The organism is Pseudomonas sp. 2725, assembly GCF_050434585.1.
GTDB lineage: Bacteria > Pseudomonadota > Gammaproteobacteria > Pseudomonadales > Pseudomonadaceae > Aquipseudomonas > Aquipseudomonas jessenii.
Map to the genome: position 1 here is coordinate 291778 of NZ_JBNDIV010000009.1, position 16758 is coordinate 308535.

Annotated in this window: 30 protein-coding genes; all 30 read right to left on the bottom strand. The window is 54.8% G+C overall.

Annotated features, from left to right (window positions below):
• Positions 1–11: 11 nt before the first annotated feature.
• The gene (rpsD, locus tag ABIE16_RS25150) at positions 12–632 is read right to left on the bottom strand and encodes a 30S ribosomal protein S4 (protein WP_003176404.1); all 621 of its coding nucleotides are present in this window, start codon (positions 630–632) and stop codon (positions 12–14) included.
• Positions 633–650: 18 nt separating this feature from the next.
• Positions 651–1040, bottom strand: coding sequence for a 30S ribosomal protein S11 (rpsK, locus tag ABIE16_RS25155; RefSeq protein WP_002555466.1), 390 nt, complete (start codon positions 1038–1040; stop codon positions 651–653).
• A gap of 30 nt (positions 1041–1070) precedes the next feature.
• Positions 1071–1427 carry a 30S ribosomal protein S13 gene (rpsM, locus tag ABIE16_RS25160; RefSeq protein ID WP_009045849.1) on the bottom strand — a complete coding sequence of 119 codons (357 nt, stop codon included), beginning with the start codon at positions 1425–1427 and terminating at the stop codon, positions 1071–1073.
• Positions 1428–1557: 130 nt separating this feature from the next.
• Positions 1558–1674 (bottom strand): 50S ribosomal protein L36, encoded by a 117-nt coding sequence (rpmJ, locus tag ABIE16_RS25165; RefSeq protein ID WP_002555468.1) that lies wholly within the window; start codon positions 1672–1674, stop codon positions 1558–1560.
• A 24-nt stretch (positions 1675–1698) separates the two neighbouring features.
• Positions 1699–3027, bottom strand: coding sequence for a preprotein translocase subunit SecY (gene secY / locus ABIE16_RS25170; RefSeq protein ID WP_003210064.1), 1329 nt, complete (start codon positions 3025–3027; stop codon positions 1699–1701).
• Positions 3028–3465, bottom strand: coding sequence for a 50S ribosomal protein L15 (rplO, locus tag ABIE16_RS25175; RefSeq protein ID WP_003228720.1), 438 nt, complete (start codon positions 3463–3465; stop codon positions 3028–3030).
• A gap of 3 nt (positions 3466–3468) precedes the next feature.
• Positions 3469–3645 carry a 50S ribosomal protein L30 gene (gene rpmD / locus ABIE16_RS25180; RefSeq protein ID WP_003176408.1) on the bottom strand — a complete coding sequence of 59 codons (177 nt, stop codon included), beginning with the start codon at positions 3643–3645 and terminating at the stop codon, positions 3469–3471.
• A gap of 2 nt (positions 3646–3647) precedes the next feature.
• A complete protein-coding gene (gene rpsE / locus ABIE16_RS25185) occupies positions 3648–4148 on the bottom strand; it encodes a 30S ribosomal protein S5 (RefSeq protein ID WP_003186035.1) in 501 nt (166 codons plus the stop codon).
• Between the two features lie 3 nt (positions 4149–4151).
• The gene (gene rplR / locus ABIE16_RS25190; RefSeq protein WP_003186037.1) at positions 4152–4502 is read right to left on the bottom strand and encodes a 50S ribosomal protein L18; all 351 of its coding nucleotides are present in this window, start codon (positions 4500–4502) and stop codon (positions 4152–4154) included.
• A 10-nt stretch (positions 4503–4512) separates the two neighbouring features.
• Positions 4513–5046 (bottom strand): 50S ribosomal protein L6, encoded by a 534-nt coding sequence (gene rplF / locus ABIE16_RS25195; RefSeq protein ID WP_003176412.1) that lies wholly within the window; start codon positions 5044–5046, stop codon positions 4513–4515.
• 12 nt (positions 5047–5058) lie between these two features.
• Positions 5059–5451: a 30S ribosomal protein S8 gene (gene rpsH, locus ABIE16_RS25200; RefSeq protein WP_003186040.1), complete on the bottom strand. Its 393-nt coding sequence runs from the start codon at positions 5449–5451 to the stop codon at positions 5059–5061.
• Between the two features lie 209 nt (positions 5452–5660).
• The gene (gene rpsN / locus ABIE16_RS25205; RefSeq protein WP_003176414.1) at positions 5661–5966 is read right to left on the bottom strand and encodes a 30S ribosomal protein S14; all 306 of its coding nucleotides are present in this window, start codon (positions 5964–5966) and stop codon (positions 5661–5663) included.
• 13 nt (positions 5967–5979) lie between these two features.
• Positions 5980–6519 carry a 50S ribosomal protein L5 gene (gene rplE / locus ABIE16_RS25210; RefSeq protein WP_003210069.1) on the bottom strand — a complete coding sequence of 180 codons (540 nt, stop codon included), beginning with the start codon at positions 6517–6519 and terminating at the stop codon, positions 5980–5982.
• A 22-nt stretch (positions 6520–6541) separates the two neighbouring features.
• A complete protein-coding gene (rplX, locus tag ABIE16_RS25215) occupies positions 6542–6856 on the bottom strand; it encodes a 50S ribosomal protein L24 (RefSeq protein ID WP_003176416.1) in 315 nt (104 codons plus the stop codon).
• Between the two features lie 11 nt (positions 6857–6867).
• On the bottom strand, positions 6868–7236 hold the full coding sequence (rplN, locus tag ABIE16_RS25220) for a 50S ribosomal protein L14 (protein WP_002555479.1): 369 nt from the start codon (positions 7234–7236) through the stop codon (positions 6868–6870).
• 23 nt (positions 7237–7259) lie between these two features.
• A complete protein-coding gene (gene rpsQ, locus ABIE16_RS25225; protein WP_003176419.1) occupies positions 7260–7526 on the bottom strand; it encodes a 30S ribosomal protein S17 in 267 nt (88 codons plus the stop codon).
• Between the two features lie 2 nt (positions 7527–7528).
• Positions 7529–7720, bottom strand: a complete 192-nt coding sequence (gene rpmC / locus ABIE16_RS25230; RefSeq protein ID WP_002555481.1) for a 50S ribosomal protein L29 — start codon at positions 7718–7720, stop codon at positions 7529–7531.
• Positions 7720–8133 (bottom strand): 50S ribosomal protein L16, encoded by a 414-nt coding sequence (gene rplP, locus ABIE16_RS25235; RefSeq protein WP_003228729.1) that lies wholly within the window; start codon positions 8131–8133, stop codon positions 7720–7722. Before rplP ends, rpmC begins: the two co-directional genes overlap by 1 nt.
• A gap of 12 nt (positions 8134–8145) precedes the next feature.
• Positions 8146–8832 (bottom strand): 30S ribosomal protein S3, encoded by a 687-nt coding sequence (gene rpsC, locus ABIE16_RS25240; RefSeq protein ID WP_007970424.1) that lies wholly within the window; start codon positions 8830–8832, stop codon positions 8146–8148.
• Between the two features lie 13 nt (positions 8833–8845).
• Positions 8846–9178, bottom strand: coding sequence for a 50S ribosomal protein L22 (gene rplV, locus ABIE16_RS25245; protein ID WP_003103908.1), 333 nt, complete (start codon positions 9176–9178; stop codon positions 8846–8848).
• A gap of 11 nt (positions 9179–9189) precedes the next feature.
• Entirely contained in the window at positions 9190–9465 is a 276-nt protein-coding gene (gene rpsS, locus ABIE16_RS25250) for a 30S ribosomal protein S19 (protein ID WP_002555486.1), read from the bottom strand.
• Between the two features lie 16 nt (positions 9466–9481).
• Positions 9482–10306: a 50S ribosomal protein L2 gene (gene rplB / locus ABIE16_RS25255; protein ID WP_008018194.1), complete on the bottom strand. Its 825-nt coding sequence runs from the start codon at positions 10304–10306 to the stop codon at positions 9482–9484.
• 14 nt (positions 10307–10320) lie between these two features.
• Positions 10321–10620, bottom strand: a complete 300-nt coding sequence (gene rplW / locus ABIE16_RS25260) for a 50S ribosomal protein L23 (RefSeq protein ID WP_002555488.1) — start codon at positions 10618–10620, stop codon at positions 10321–10323.
• Complete coding sequence (rplD, locus tag ABIE16_RS25265) at positions 10617–11219, bottom strand: 50S ribosomal protein L4 (protein ID WP_003228735.1); 603 nt, start codon at positions 11217–11219, stop codon at positions 10617–10619. The genes rplW and rplD overlap by 4 nt, the downstream gene beginning before the upstream one ends.
• Positions 11220–11231: 12 nt before the next feature.
• Positions 11232–11867: a 50S ribosomal protein L3 gene (rplC, locus tag ABIE16_RS25270; RefSeq protein ID WP_007955641.1), complete on the bottom strand. Its 636-nt coding sequence runs from the start codon at positions 11865–11867 to the stop codon at positions 11232–11234.
• A gap of 80 nt (positions 11868–11947) precedes the next feature.
• Positions 11948–12259 carry a 30S ribosomal protein S10 gene (gene rpsJ / locus ABIE16_RS25275; protein WP_003186070.1) on the bottom strand — a complete coding sequence of 104 codons (312 nt, stop codon included), beginning with the start codon at positions 12257–12259 and terminating at the stop codon, positions 11948–11950.
• 157 nt (positions 12260–12416) lie between these two features.
• Positions 12417–13610 (bottom strand): elongation factor Tu, encoded by a 1194-nt coding sequence (gene tuf / locus ABIE16_RS25280; RefSeq protein WP_008053875.1) that lies wholly within the window; start codon positions 13608–13610, stop codon positions 12417–12419.
• A gap of 30 nt (positions 13611–13640) precedes the next feature.
• The gene (fusA, locus tag ABIE16_RS25285; RefSeq protein ID WP_057713099.1) at positions 13641–15746 is read right to left on the bottom strand and encodes an elongation factor G; all 2106 of its coding nucleotides are present in this window, start codon (positions 15744–15746) and stop codon (positions 13641–13643) included.
• A 30-nt stretch (positions 15747–15776) separates the two neighbouring features.
• On the bottom strand, positions 15777–16250 hold the full coding sequence (rpsG, locus tag ABIE16_RS25290; protein WP_007994653.1) for a 30S ribosomal protein S7: 474 nt from the start codon (positions 16248–16250) through the stop codon (positions 15777–15779).
• 108 nt (positions 16251–16358) lie between these two features.
• Positions 16359–16730, bottom strand: a complete 372-nt coding sequence (gene rpsL, locus ABIE16_RS25295; protein ID WP_003186084.1) for a 30S ribosomal protein S12 — start codon at positions 16728–16730, stop codon at positions 16359–16361.
• Between the last annotated feature and the right edge of the window lie 28 nt (positions 16731–16758).

Genomic DNA, 16758 nt, shown 5'->3' on the forward strand with positions numbered 1-16758 from the left:
TTTTCTAGCCCTTACTTGGAGTAGAGCTCGACAATCAGGCTTTCGTTGATGTCGGCGGACAGATCACTGCGAGCTGGAACGTTCTTGAAAACGCCCGACTTCTTCTCAGTGTCTACTTCTACCCATTCTACGCGGCCACGTTGGGCACACAGATCGAGAGCTTGGACAATGCGAAGTTGATTTTTTGCTTTCTCGCGAACAGCAACCACGTCACCAGCACGAACCTGGTAGGACGGAACGTTAACGGTCTGACCGTTTACGCTGATCGACTTGTGCGATACCAGCTGACGGGATTCGGCACGAGTCGAACCAAAGCCCATACGGTATACAACGTTGTCCAGACGGCATTCGAGCAGTTGCAGCAGGTTTTCACCGGTTGCACCTTTCTTGCCAGCAGCTTCTTTGTAGTAGCCGCTGAATTGACGCTCGAGAACGCCGTAGATACGACGGACCTTCTGCTTTTCACGCAGTTGGGTGCCGTAGTCGGACTGGCGACCGCGGCGTTGGCCGTGGATACCAGGTGCTGCTTCAATGTTGCACTTCGATTCGATCGCGCGCACGCCGCTCTTCAGGAAGAGATCGGTGCCTTCGCGACGAGCGAGTTTGCATTTTGGACCAATGTAACGAGCCATTCTTTACAATCTCCTGGATTACACGCGGCGCTTCTTCGGCGGACGGCACCCGTTGTGCGGGATTGGCGTCACGTCGGTGATGCTGGCGATCTTGTAGCCACAGCCGTTCAAAGCGCGGACTGCGGATTCACGACCTGGACCTGGACCTTTGACGTTGACGTCGAGGTTTTTCAGGCCGTATTCCAGCGCAGCTTGACCAGCACGTTCAGCAGCTACTTGAGCAGCAAACGGGGTGGACTTGCGGGAACCGCGGAAACCCGAACCACCGGAGGTAGCCCAGGAAAGAGCGTTACCTTGACGGTCGGTGATGGTCACGATGGTGTTGTTAAAAGATGCATGGATGTGGGCGATGCCATCAACCACTGTCTTTTTAACTTTTTTACGAGGACGAGCAGCAGGTTTTGCCATGATTAAATTCCTGTCGATTCGCTGGGGCGATTACTTGCGGATCGGCTTACGCGGACCTTTACGGGTACGCGCGTTGGTCTTGGTACGCTGACCGCGCACTGGAAGACCGCGACGATGACGCAGACCGCGATAGCAACCGAGGTCCATCAAGCGCTTGATTTTCATGTTGATTTCGCGACGCAGGTCACCTTCAGTGGTGAACTTCGCCACTTCGCCACGCAGCTGTTCAATTTGCTCGTCGCTCAGATCTTTGATCTTTGCTGCTGGGTTTACCCCAGTCTCTGCACAAATTTTCTGTGCAGTAGTGCGACCAACACCATAGATGTAGGTCAGCGAGATAACAGTATGCTTGTTATCTGGAATGTTAACGCCTGCAATACGGGCCATTCAGTGGGACTCCAATTGACAGCTACCTACGCCCCGGAAGCCAAGAAATAGGGCGCGAGATAATATCGCTGTAATAACAAATAATCAACCCGGCAGCGCACTAGCTGCCGGGCTTGAAGCACAATCACACTCAGCCTTGGCGCTGTTTGTGACGCGGTTCCGCGCTGCAAATTACTCGAACAACACCTTCGCGGCGAATAATCTTGCAGTTACGGCACAGCTTTTTCACCGATGCACGAACTTTCATCACCAACTCCTCGAACCTTATGGGTCAGCGCAGCATGCCGCTGCCGTAACCCTTCAGGTTGGCTTTCTTCATCAGGGATTCGTACTGGTGCGAAACGAGGTGCGATTGTACTTGGGACATGAAGTCCATCACAACCACGACGACGATCAGCAACGAGGTCCCGCCAAGGTAGAACGGTACGTTGGCTGCAACCACCAGGAACTGGGGCAACAGGCAGACGGCCGTCATGTAAAGAGCACCGAACATGGTCAAGCGAGTCAGAACGCCATCAATGTAGCGCGCAGACTGCTCACCTGGACGGATGCCCGGAATAAAGGCACCGGACTTCTTCAGGTTTTCCGCTACGTCTTTCGGATTGAACATCAACGCCGTATAGAAGAAGCAGAAGAAAATAATCCCTGCACTAAACAGCAGAATATTCAACGGCTGACCAGGAGCGATCGACTGCGAGATGTCCTGCAACCAGCCCATACCTTCAGACTGACCGAACCAGGCACCCAACGAAGCCGGGAACAGCAAAATGCTGCTCGCGAAAATAGCCGGAATAACACCGGCCATGTTCACCTTCAGCGGCAAGTGGCTGGTCTGCGCAGCGAAGACCTTGCGGCCCTGCTGACGCTTGGCGTAGTGAACAGCAATACGACGCTGACCACGCTCAATGAACACCACGAAACCGATAATCGCTACTGCCAGCAAACCGATGGCAACTAGGGCGAAGATGTTGATATCACCCTGACGTGCAGACTCGAAAGACTGCCCGATCGCTCTCGGAAGACCGGCGACGATACCTGCGAAAATCAACATCGAGATACCGTTGCCAACACCACGCTCAGTAATCTGCTCACCCAGCCACATCATGAACATCGCACCAGCCACAAACGTGGATACCGCGACGAAATGGAAGCCAAAGTCACCAGTGAACGCAACACCCTGCCCCGCCAGGCCAACGGACATGCCGATAGCCTGAACAAGGGCGAGGATGACAGTGCCGTAGCGGGTGTACTGGCTGATCTTGCGACGGCCAGCTTCACCTTCCTTCTTCAACTGCTCCAGCTGCGGGCTGACGGCGGTCATCAGTTGCATGATGATCGATGCCGAGATGTACGGCATGATCCCCAGTGCAAAGATGCTCATCCGCTCCAGCGCGCCGCCGGAAAACATGTTGAACAAGCTAAGAATGGTCCCCTCATTCTGTCGAAACAGGTCCGCGAGTCGGTCCGGGTTGATACCTGGAACCGGGATGTGTGCGCCTATTCGGTAGACGATAATCGCCAGGAACAGAAAACGCAGACGAGCCCAGAGTTCAGACATACCGCCTTTGCCGAGCGCAGAGAGAGCACCTTGCTTAGCCATTTATTCCTCGAACTTGCCGCCAGCTGCTTCGATAGCCGCACGCGCACCCTTGGTGGCGCCGATTCCCTTGCCGATAGTGACAGCGCGAGTCACTTCACCGGACAGCATGATTTTCACACGCTGTACGTTGACATTGATCACGTTGGCATCTTTCAGGGACTGCACGGTGACGATGTCGCCTTCCACTTTAGCCAGCTCGGACAAACGCACTTCTGCGCGATCCATGGCTTTCAGGGAAACGAAACCGAACTTCGGCAGGCGACGATGCAGCGGCTGTTGACCGCCTTCAAAGCCTGGAGCAATGGTGCCACCGGAGCGGGAGGTCTGACCTTTGTGACCACGGCCACCAGTCTTACCCAAACCGCTACCGATACCACGGCCCGGACGATGCTTTTCGCGACGGGAACCCGGCGCTGGACTCAGATCATTGAGTTTCATCGATTAACCCTCGACACGCAGCATGTAGTAAGCCTTGTTGATCATCCCGCGATTCTCGGGAGTATCCTGGACTTCTACAGTGTGACCGATGCGACGCAGACCCAGACCCTTAACGCACAGTTTGTGGTTAGGGATGCGGCCGGTCATGCTTTTGATCAGCGTTACTTTTACGGTAGCCATGATCAGAAGATCTCCTTGACGCTTTTGCCACGCTTGGCGGCAATGGATTCAGGAGACTGCATTGCTTTCAAACCCTTGAAAGTGGCGTGAACCACGTTTACAGGGTTAGTCGAGCCGTAGCACTTGGCCAGAACGTTCTGAACGCCAGCAACTTCGAGGACAGCACGCATAGCGCCGCCAGCGATGATACCGGTACCTTCAGAAGCAGGCTGCATGTACACCTTCGAAGCGCCGTGAGCGGACTTCATTGCGTACTGCAGGGTGGTGCCGTTCAGATCAACCTGGATCATGTTGCGGCGAGCAGCTTCCATTGCCTTCTGGATCGCAGCAGGCACTTCACGCGACTTGCCACGGCCGAAGCCAACACGGCCCTTACCATCACCAACCACGGTCAACGCGGTGAAGGTGAAGATACGGCCGCCTTTAACGGTTTTGGCTACGCGGTTAACTTGAACCAGCTTCTCGATGTAGCCTTCGTCGCGCTTTTGGTCGTTATTTGACATAACTTAGAACTCCAGCCCAGCTTCACGAGCAGCATCAGCCAGCGCTTTAACGCGGCCGTGGTACTTGAAGCCAGAGCGGTCGAAAGCCACTTGCGAGACGCCAGCGGCCTTAGCACGCGTAGCGACCAGCTGGCCAACCTTAGTGGCCGCGTCGATGTTGCCGGTGGCACCATCACGCAGTTCTTTATCCAAAGTCGAGGCGCTTGCCAGGACTTTGTTGCCGTCGGCCGAAATGACCTGGGCGTAGATGTGCTGCGAAGAGCGGAACACGCAGAGACGCACGACTTCGAGTTCGTGCATTTTCAGGCGTGCTTTGCGAGCGCGACGCAGTCGAGTAACTTTTTTGTCGGTCATTTGCTATGCCCTACTTCTTCTTGGCTTCTTTACGACGGACGACTTCGTCCGCGTAGCGCACACCTTTGCCTTTGTACGGCTCTGGTGGACGGAAGTCGCGGATCTCGGCGGCCACTTGACCTACCAGCTGCTTGTCGATGCCCTTGATCAGGATATCGGTCTGGCTAGGAGTCTCAGCGGTGATGCCTTCCGGCAGTTCGTAATCCACTGGGTGCGAGAAGCCAAGAGCCAGGTTCAGCACTGTGCCTTTTGCTTGCGCTTTGTAACCAACACCGACCAGCTGGAGCTTGCGCTCGAAGCCTTGGCTTACGCCCTGGACCATGTTGTTTACCAACGCACGAGTGGTACCAGCCATCGCGCGAGTCTGTTGATCGCCATTGCGAGCAGCGAAACGCAGCTCACCAGCTTCTTCAACGATCTCAACGGACGAGTGGATGTTCAGTTCGAGAGTGCCCTTGGCACCCTTCACCGAAAGCTGTTGGCCTGCGAATTTTACTTCGACACCGGCTGGCAGCTTAACGGGGTTCTTAGCGACGCGAGACATGCTTATCCCCCCTTAGAACACAGTGCAAAGAACTTCGCCGCCGACACCGGCAGCGCGCGCAGCACGATCAGTCATCACACCCTTGTTGGTGGAGACGATAGACACACCGAGACCGCCACGAACTTTTGGCAGATCATCGACGGACTTGTACTGACGCAGGCCTGGACGGCTAACGCGCTTCACTTCTTCGATAACCGGACGGCCTTCGAAGTACTTCAGCTCGATGGACAGCAGTGGTTTGATTTCGCTGCTGATCTGATAACCCGCAATGTAACCTTCGTCCTTCAGGACTTTGGCAACAGCTACCTTCAACGTGGAAGATGGCATGCTTACGACGGACTTTTCAGCCATCTGGGCATTACGGATACGAGTTAGCATGTCCGCTAACGGGTCCTGCATACTCATGGGCTAGACGCTCCTAATACAAAAAAATTAGCCTTGCGGCTATTACGTGTCGCCGAGAATCTCCGAGCATGAAAAACACGGGCTCAGGCGAGCCGGGTATTCTAGACACACCCCGGAAATGAATCAAGCCCCAAAAGGGGCTTGATCCAGATTCAAGGCCACCGGTGGTCAGGATCTTACGATCCTGGACACCGAGACTTTGACAGTACTTACCAGCTGGCTTTAACCAGACCCGGTACGTCACCACGCATGGCAGCTTCACGCAGCTTGTTACGGCCGAGGCCGAACTTGCGGTAAACGCCGTGTGGACGACCGGTCAAGCGGCAGCGGTTACGCATGCGCGAAGCGCTTGCGTCACGTGGCTGCTTCTGCAGGGCTACTGTAGCTTCCCAACGCGCTTCTGGACTTGCGTTCAGATCAACGATGATAGCTTTCAGTGCTGCACGCTTCTTGGCGTACTTGGCAACCGTGAGCTGACGCTTCAGCTCGCGGTTTTTCATGCTCATCTTGGCCATGGTCCTACTCCAATCAGTTGCGGAACGGGAATTTGAACGCACGCAGCAGAGCGCGGCCTTCATCATCGTTCTTGGCAGTGGTGGTCAGGGTGATGTCCAGACCGCGGAGAGCATCGATCTTGTCGTAGTCGATTTCCGGGAAGATGATCTGCTCTTTCACGCCCATGCTGTAGTTGCCACGACCATCGAAGGACTTGGCATTCAGGCCGCGGAAGTCGCGAACCCGAGGCAGGGAGATCGACAGCAGACGATCCAGGAACTCGTACATACGCTCACGGCGCAGGGTCACTTTGACGCCGATCGGCCAACCTTCACGGACTTTAAAGCCAGCGATGGATTTGCGAGCGTAGGTCACAACGACTTTCTGGCCGGTGATCTTTTCCAGGTCAGCAACAGCGTGCTCGATGACTTTTTTGTCGCCGATCGCTTCGCCCAGACCCATGTTCAGGGTGATTTTGGTAACGCGCGGAACTTCCATCACGTTCGAAAGCTTAAGTTCTTCCTTAAGTTTCGGAGCAATTTCCTTCCGGTAAATCTCTTTTAGTCGTGCCATGGTCTCATCTACCTAGCAGTGTTCAAGCATCAACCGCTTTTTGGGTCGACTTGAAGACACGAATTTTCTTGCCGTCTTCTACTTTGAAACCAACGCGGTCAGCCTTGTTGGTTTCGCCGTTGAAAATGGCGACGTTAGAAGCATCCAGTGGAGCTTCTTTTTCGACGATACCGCCCTGCACGCCCGACATCGGGTTAGGCTTGGTATGACGCTTGACCAGGTTCAGACCACCAATAACCAAACGGTTGTTAGCGAGAACCTTAAGCACCTTACCGCGCTTACCTTTGTCTTTGCCGGCGATCACGATGATCTCGTCGTCACGACGAATCTTTTGCATGTCGGATCTCCTTACAGCACTTCTGGGGCGAGCGAGACGATCTTCATGAACTTCTCAGTACGAAGTTCACGGGTCACTGGCCCAAAGATACGGGTGCCGATCGGCTCTTGCTTGTTGTTCAACAGAACAGCAGCGTTGCCATCAAAGCGGATAATGGAGCCATCAGCACGACGTACGCCGTGACGAGTGCGGACTACTACAGCAGTCATCACTTGGCCTTTTTTCACTTTACCGCGAGGAATTGCTTCCTTCACGGTAACCTTGATGATGTCACCGATACCAGCGTAACGACGATGGGAGCCACCCAGCACCTTGATGCACATAACGCGGCGAGCGCCGCTGTTATCGGCCACATCGAGCATGGATTGAGTCTGAATCATATAATTTCTCCGACCCCTAGTCCTTAGACTTCCACAGCGCGTTCGAGAACATCAACCAGCGCCCAAGACTTGGTCTTGGCCAAAGGACGAGTTTCACGAATAGTGACTTTGTCGCCGATGTGGCACTGATTGGTTTCGTCGTGCGCGTGCAGCTTAGTCGAACGCTTAACGTATTTACCGTAGATCGGGTGCTTAACGCGACGCTCGATCAGAACGGTGATGGTTTTGTCCATCTTGTCGCTGACAACACGGCCAGTCAGCGTACGGACAGTTTTTTCGGCTTCAGCCATGATTACTTACCTGCCTGCTGGTTGAGCACAGTCTTCACGCGAGCGATGTCACGCTTAACTTGCGAGAGCAGATGAGACTGCCCCAACTGGCCAGTTGCTTTCTGCATACGCAGATTGAACTGGTCGCGCAGCAGGCCGAGCAGTTGCTCGTTCAGCTGCTGTGCGGATTTTTCACGAAGTTCATTCGCTTTCATCACATCACCGTCCGTTTAACAAAGGAGGTGGCGAGCGGCAGCTTTGCAGCAGCCAGGGCGAAAGCCTCACGCGCCAGCTCTTCAGAAACACCCTCGATTTCATACAGGACTTTGCCTGGCTGAATCTGGGCAACCCAGTATTCCACGTTACCCTTACCTTTACCCATCCGAACCTCGAGAGGTTTTTTGGAGATCGGCTTGTCCGGGAATACACGGATCCAGATCTTGCCGCCACGTTTTACGTGACGGGTCAGAGCACGACGCGCTGACTCGATCTGACGAGCGGTGAGACGACCACGAGCAACAGACTTCAGCGCGAACTCGCCGAAGCTGACTTTGCTACCGCGCAATGCCAGGCCACGGTTGTGACCAGTCATCTGCTTGCGGAACTTCGTACGCTTTGGTTGCAACATTTGGCGTACCCCTTACTTAGCAGCTTTTTTACGAGGCGCTGGTGCTTGTGGTTTCAGTTCTTCTTGGCGACCACCAATTACTTCGCCTTTGAAGATCCAAACCTTTACACCGATCACACCGTAAGTGGTGTGAGCTTCGTAGTTGGCATAGTCGATGTCGGCACGCAGGGTGTGCAATGGCACACGACCTTCGCGATACCATTCAGTACGTGCGATTTCAGCACCGCCGAGACGACCGCTCACTTGGATTTTGATGCCTTTGGCACCAATGCGCATGGCGTTCTGTACTGCGCGCTTCATAGCGCGACGGAACATTACGCGACGCTCCAGCTGCTGAGCTACGCTCTGCGCAACCAGCATACCGTCGAGCTCCGGCTTGCGGATCTCTTCGATATTGATGTGCACAGGCACACCCATTTGCTTGGTCAGGTCCTGACGCAGTTTCTCAACATCTTCACCTTTCTTCCCGATAACGATACCTGGACGAGCGGTGTGGATGGTGATGCGTGCAGTTTGGGCCGGACGATGGATATCGATACGGCTTACGGACGCGCTTTTTAGTTTGTCTTGGAGGTACTCACGCACATTCAGATCTGCGAGCAAATAGTCCGCATAAGTCCGACCGTCTGCGTACCAGACGGAGGTGTGCTCCTTGACGATTCCCAGGCGAATGCCAATGGGATGTACTTTCTGACCCATCTCTTCGACTCCGTTACTTGTCAGCAACCTTGACAGTGATATGGCAAGACCGCTTGACGATGCGATCAGCACGGCCTTTGGCACGTGGCATGATGCGCTTCAGCGAACGCCCTTCGTTGACGAAAACAGTGCTGACCTTCAGGTCATCAACGTCTGCGCCTTCGTTATGCTCGGCGTTGGCTACGGCCGACTCCAGCACTTTCTTCATGATCTCGGCGGCTTTCTTACTGCTGAAAGCCAACAGGTTGAGCGCTTCGCCCACCTTCTTCCCGCGGATCTGGTCGGCGACCAAGCGGGCTTTCTGGGCGGAGATTCGAGCGCCCGACAACTTAGCGGCTACTTCCATTTCCTAACCCCTTAACGCTTGGCTTTCTTGTCTGCCACGTGCCCGCGATAAGTGCGGGTACCGGCGAACTCGCCCAGTTTGTGGCCGACCATGTCTTCGTTCACGAGAACTGGGACGTGCTGACGACCGTTGTGTACTGCGATGGTCAGACCGACCATTTGTGGCAGGATCATCGAACGACGCGACCAGGTTTTCACCGGTTTGCGATCGTTCTTTTCCGCCGCCACTTCGATCTTCTTCAGTAGGTGAAGATCGATAAAAGGACCTTTTTTCAGAGAACGTGGCACTGTCGTATCCCTCTATTTACTTGCGACGACGGACGATCATTTTGTCGGTACGCTTATTACCACGAGTCTTCGCGCCCTTAGTCGGGAAGCCCCATGGCGATACCGGATGACGACCACCAGAGGTACGACCTTCACCACCACCATGTGGGTGGTCAACCGGGTTCATGGCAACACCACGAACGGTTGGGCGAACGCCACGCCAGCGTTTGGCACCAGCTTTACCCAGCGAACGCAGGCTGTGCTCGGAGTTCGAGACTTCGCCCAGGGTCGCACGGCATTCAGCCAGGACTTTACGCATTTCACCGGAACGCAGACGCAGGGTAACGTACACGCCTTCACGAGCGATCAGCTGAGCCGAAGCACCAGCGGAACGAGCGATCTGTGCGCCTTTACCTGGCTTCAGTTCGATGCCGTGTACGGTAGAACCGACTGGAATGTTGCGCAGTTGCAGAGCGTTACCTGGCTTGATTGGAGCCAGAGCGCCTGCGATCAGCGTGTCGCCAGCACTCACGCCTTTAGGGGCGATGATGTAGCGGCGCTCGCCGTCTGCGTAGCAGAGCAGTGCGATGTGAGCAGTACGGTTTGGATCGTATTCGATACGCTCGACAGTGGCGACGATGCCATCTTTGTCGTTGCGACGGAAATCGACCATACGGTAATGCTGCTTATGACCACCACCGATGTGACGAGTGGTAATACGGCCATTGTTGTTACGACCACCAGTCTTCGATTTCTTCTCGAGCAGCGGTGCGTGAGGAGCGCCTTTATGCAGCTCCTGGTTGACCACCTTGACCACAAAACGGCGGCCAGGGGAAGTCGGTTTGCATTTAACGATTGCCATGATGCACCCCTTCCTTACTCAGCACTGCTGCTGAAATCGAGATCTTGGCCTGGCTGAAGGGAGATAACTGCCTTCTTCCAGTCATTACGCTTGCCCAGACCGCGAGCAGTGCGCTTGCTCTTACCCAGAACATTCAGGGTAGTAACACGCTCTACTTTCACGCTGAACAGGCTTTCGACGGCCTTCTTGATTTCCAGCTTGGTTGCGTCGGTAGCAACCTTGAAAACGAACTGGCCTTTCTTGTCTGCCAGAACCGTAGCCTTCTCGGAAACGTGCGGGCCAAGCAGAACTTTAAATACGCGTTCCTGGTTCATCCCAGCAGCTCCTCGAATTTCTTCACGGCCGACACGGTGATCAACACCTTGTCGTATGCGATCAGACTAACTGGATCGGAACCTTGCACGTCACGTACATCTACGTGTGGCAGGTTGCGAGCAGCCAGGTACAGGTTCTGATCAACAGCGTCGGACACGATCAGAACGTCGGTCAGGCTCATGTTGTTCAGTTTGCCCAGCAGGTCTTTGGTTTTCGGCGTTTCAACGGCGAAATCCTGAACCACGACCAGACGATCAGTACGCACCAGCTCAGCAAGGATGGAACGCATTGCTGCGCGGTACATCTTCTTGTTCAGCTTCTGGGAGTGATCCTGAGGACGAGCTGCGAAAGTGGTACCGCCGCCACGCCAGATTGGGCTACGGATAGTACCGGCACGAGCACGGCCAGTACCTTTCTGACGCCATGGGCGCTTACCGCCACCACGAACGTCGGAACGGGTCTTTTGCTGCTTGGAACCCTGACGACCGCCAGCCATGTAGGCTACGACTGCTTGGTGAACCAGCGTCTCGTTGAATTCGCCGCCAAATGTCAGTTCGGAAACTTCGATCGCTTGAGCGTCATTTACATTTAATTGCATGTCAGCTTCCCCTTAACCGCGAGCCTTGGCTGCTGGACGTACAACCAAGTTGCCGCCAGTAGCGCCAGGAACAGCGCCCTTGACCAACAACAGATTGCGTTCAGCGTCCACGCGCACTACTTCGAGGGACTGCACGGTCACGCGCTCAGCGCCCATATGACCGGACATTTTTTTGCCCTTGAATACACGACCAGGAGTCTGGCACTGGCCGATAGAGCCTGGAACGCGGTGGGATACGGAGTTACCGTGGGTGTTATCTTGCCCGCGGAAATTCCAACGCTTGATCGTACCCTGGAAGCCTTTACCCTTGGACTGACCGGTTACATCAACCAGTTGACCAGCGGCGAAGATTTCAGCGTTGATCAGATCGCCGGCCTGGTACTCGCCTTCTTCAAGACGGAATTCCATTACGGTACGACCAGCGGCAACGTTCGCTTTAGCGAAGTGGCCAGCCTGAGCTGCTGTTACACGCGAAGCACGACGCTCGCCGACAGTGACTTGCACTGCACGATAGCCATCGGTCTCTTCAGTTTTGAACTGGGTGACGCGATTCGGTTCGATCTCAATGACCGTGACCGGAATGGAGACACCTTCTTCGGTGAAAATACGGGTCATACCCGCTTTACGACCGACTACACCAATAGTCATGTTGTAAACCTCATGAGTGTACGGGGCTTTCACCCGCTATGGCCGCCCATTTCAGAGCGTTACACGACTAAGACCGAGTCTTAGCCGAGGCTGATCTGCACTTCCACACCGGCCGCAAGATCAAGCTTCATAAGAGCATCAACGGTTTTATCCGTTGGCTGGACGATGTCCAGAACACGCTTATGAGTACGGATCTCGTACTGGTCACGCGCGTCTTTATTGACGTGCGGGGAGACCAGAACGGTGAACCGCTCTTTACGGGTAGGCAGTGGAATTGGACCACGCACTTGAGCACCAGTACGTTTCGCGGTTTCCACGATTTCCTGGGTTGATTGGTCGATCAGGCGATGGTCGAAAGCCTTCAACCTGATACGGATTTGCTGATTTTGCATTGGATTTCAGACTCCGGCTGCTATTCCCACCGGGCGCAATACGCCCGTTAAAAGGAGGCGCAATTCTATAGACGCCCCAGATGGGTGTCAACCCAATAAAAAAGCCCCCGCTGAGCGGGGGCCTTTCAAAGCATCGAAGCTATCTCAAAAGAGATGCTTACTCGATGATTTTGGCTACGACGCCAGCGCCGACGGTACGACCGCCTTCACGGATAGCGAAACGCAGGCCGTCTTCCATTGCGATGGTCTTGATCAGGGTAACTTCCATCTGGATGTTGTCACCTGGCATTACCATTTCAACGCCTTCTGGCAGCTGGCAGTTACCAGTCACGTCAGTAGTACGGAAGTAGAACTGTGGACGGTAGCCTTTGAAGAACGGAGTGTGACGACCGCCTTCTTCCTTGCTCAGAACGTAAACTTCTGCGGTGAACTTGGTGTGCGGCTTAACCGAACCTGGCTTAACCAGAACCTGGCCACGCTCAACGTCGTCACGCTTGGTACCACGCAGCAGAACGCCGCAGTTCTCGCCAGCACGACCTTCGTCGAGCAGCTTGCGGAACATTTCAACACCGGTGCAGGTGGTGGTGGTGGTGTCACGCAGACCAACGATTTCCAGTGCATCTTGAACGCGAACGATACCGCGCTCGATACGACCAGTCACAACAGTACCACGACCCGAGATCGAGAATACGTCTTCGATTGGCATCAGGAATGGCTTGTCGATAGCACGCTCTGGTTCTGGGATGTAGCTGTCCAGGGTTTCAACCAGTTTACGAACGGCAGTGGTGCCCATTTCGTTGTCGTCTTTGCCTTCCAGCGCCATACGAGCCGAACCGATGATGATTGGAGTGTCATCGCCCGGGAAGTCGTAGGTGGACAGCAGGTCGCGAACTTCCATCTCGACCAGTTCCAGCAGCTCAGCGTCGTCTACCAGGTCAGCCTTGTTCAGGAAAACCACGATGTACGGAACGCCTACCTGACGGGACAGCAGGATGTGCTCACGGGTTTGTGGCATCGGACCATCAGCGGCCGAGCAAACCAGGATCGCGCCGTCCATCTGGGCAGCACCGGTGATCATGTTCTTCACATAGTCAGCGTGACCTGGGCAGTCAACGTGAGCGTAGTGACGGATCTTCGAGTTGTACTCGACGTGCGCAGTGTTGATGGTGATACCACGAGCTTTTTCTTCTGGCGCGCTGTCGATCTTATCGAAATCAACGATTGCGGAACCGAAAACTTCGGAGCAAACGCGAGTCAGAGCTGCGGTCAGAGTGGTTTTACCGTGGTCAACGTGACCGATGGTGCCAACGTTGACGTGCGGTAGGGAACGATCAAATTTTTCTTTAGCCACGACAATTAACTCCTTGCCTAAAGGACTGAATCAGCCTTGTTTTTTGGTTACAGTTTCGACGATGTGCGACGGAGCTGTATTGTATTTTTTGAATTCCATAGAGTAGCTTGCGCGACCCTGGGACATCGAACGAACGTCGGTCGCATAACCGAACATCTCGCCCAACGGAACTTCAGCACGGATCACCTTACCGGAGACCGTGTCTTCCATACCCAGAATCATGCCGCGACGACGGTTAAGGTCGCCCATCACGTCACCCATATAGTCTTCAGGCGTAACAACCTCTACCGCCATGATCGGCTCGAGCAACTCACCACCGCCCTTCTGGGCCAGTTGCTTGGTCGCCATGGAAGCAGCCACCTTAAACGCCATCTCGTTCGAGTCGACGTCGTGGTAAGAACCATCAAACACGGTAGCCTTCAGGCCGATCAGCGGATAGCCGGCAACTACGCCGTTCTTCATCTGCTCTTCGATACCCTTCTGGATAGCCGGGATGTATTCCTTAGGAACCACACCACCCACTACTTCGTTCACGAATTGCAGACCTTCCTGACCTTCGTCAGCAGGAGCAAAACGGATCCAGCAATGGCCGAACTGGCCACGACCGCCGGACTGACGAACGAACTTGCCTTCGATTTCGCAATTCTTCGTGATGCGCTCACGATACGAAACCTGAGGCTTACCGATGTTGGCTTCGACGTTGAACTCACGGCGCATCCGGTCAACCAGGATGTCCAGGTGCAACTCGCCCATGCCAGAGATGATCGTTTGACCAGTCTCTTCATCAGTCTTGACGCGGAAAGACGGGTCTTCCTGAGCAAGTTTGCCCAGAGCGATACCCATTTTTTCCTGGTCATCCTTGGTCTTAGGCTCTACGGCAACCGAAATAACCGGCTCCGGGAAGTCCATGCGAACCAGGATGATTGGCTTGTCAGCGTTGCACAAGGTTTCACCAGTGGTGACGTCCTTCATGCCGATCAGGGCCGCGATGTCACCAGCGCGTACTTCCTTGATCTCTTCACGGGCGTTTGCGTGCATTTGCACCATACGACCCACGCGCTCTTTCTTGCCTTTGACCGAGTTGATCACGCCATCGCCGGAGGCCAACACGCCCGAGTAAACACGGACGAAAGTCAAGGTACCCACGAATGGGTCGGTAGCGATCTTGAACGCCAGAGCCGAGAACGGCTCGTTGTCGTCTGCATGACGCTCCATCTGCTTTTCCTCGTCATCCGGGTCAGTACCCTTGATGGCAGGAATGTCGGTTGGAGCCGGCAGGTAGTCGATAACGGCGTCGAGAACCAGGGGAACACCCTTGTTCTTGAAGGAAGAACCGCAAACAGCCAGAACGATCTCACCAGCGATAGTACGCTGACGCAGAGCACCCTTGATTTCCTCGACGGTGAGTTCTTCACCCTCAAGGTACTTGTTCATCAGCTCTTCGCTGGCCTCGGCCGCAGCCTCAACCATGTTGTTGCGCCACTCTTCAGCCAGTTCCTGCAATTCAGCAGGGATGGCTTCACGACGAGGGGTCATACCCTTGTCGGCATCGTTCCAGTAAACGGCTTCCATGGTCATCAGATCGATCTGACCCTGGAAGTTGTCCTCGGAACCGATAGCCAGCTGGATAGGCACCGGAGTGTGACCCAGACGCTGCTTGATCTGAGCGATCACGCGCAGGAAGTTCGCACCGGCACGGTCCATCTTGTTCACGTAAACGATACGTGGAACACCGTACTTGTTGGCTTGACGCCATACGGTTTCGGACTGAGGCTCAACGCCGGAAGTACCGCAGAACACAACGACCGCGCCGTCGAGTACACGCAGGGAACGTTCAACTTCAATGGTGAAGTCTACGTGGCCCGGGGTATCGATGACGTTGAAACGGTACTGGTCTTTGTGCTGCTTGGCGGAACCCTGCCAGAAGGCGGTAATGGCAGCAGAAGTAATGGTAATACCACGCTCCTGCTCCTGCACCATCCAGTCTGTGGTCGCGGCGCCGTCATGCACCTCGCCCATTTTGTGACTTTTGCCAGTGTAAAAAAGGACGCGCTCAGTGGTGGTGGTTTTACCAGCATCCACGTGTGCAACGATACCAATGTTACGGTAGCGATTAATCGGTGTTGTACGAGCCATAAAGCCCTCGCAAAATTAGTGACGCTAAAATTAGAAGCGGTAGTGCGAGAAAGCCTTGTTGGCTTCAGCCATACGGTGAACGTCTTCACGCTTCTTAACTGCAGCACCTTTACCCTCGGCAGCGTCCAACAGTTCGCCAGCCAAACGCAGAGCCATAGACTTCTCGCCGCGCTTGCGGGCGTAGTCTACCAACCAGCGCATTGCCAGAGCGTTACGACGGGAAGGACGAACCTCGACCGGAACCTGGTAAGTAGCACCACCAACGCGGCGCGACTTCACTTCGACCAGCGGAGCGATGGCGTCGAGTGCTTTTTCGAAGAGTTCCAGGGGATCGGTGCCGGCCTTACGAGCCTTCACGGTATCCAGGGCACCATAAACGATACGCTCGGCAACGGCTTTCTTGCCGCTTTCCATTACGTGGTTCATGAATTTGGCGAGGATTTGGCTTCCGTATTTCGGATCGTCCAGAATCTCACGCTTGGCTGCTACGCGACGTCTTGGCATTGATAAGCCCTCAAACGGTCTTCAGGTTAGCCCGGGACAGCTCCTATGGATGCGTGCCCGACCTTACTCTTATCGACTCAATAAAATGAAAAACTGCAAAACGGCCGATTACTTCGGACGCTTGGTACCGTACTTCGAACGACCCTGGTTACGACCTTTAACACCGGAAGTATCCAACGAACCGCGAACGGTGTGGTAACGAACACCTGGCAAGTCTTTTACACGACCGCCGCGGATCAGTACCACGCTGTGCTCTTGCAGGTTGTGGCCTTCACCGCCGATGTACGAGGAAACCTCGAAACCGTTGGTCAGGCGCACACGGCATACTTTACGCAGTGCCGAGTTAGGTTTTTTCGGCGTGGTGGTGTACACACGGGTGCACACGCCACGGCGTTGCGGGCAGTTCTGCAGCGCAGGCACGTCGGATTTCTCGACGATACGCTTACGCGGCTGACGTACCAGCTGGTTGATAGTTGCCATCTACTAGCTCCACTGTTGTCTTGCGACG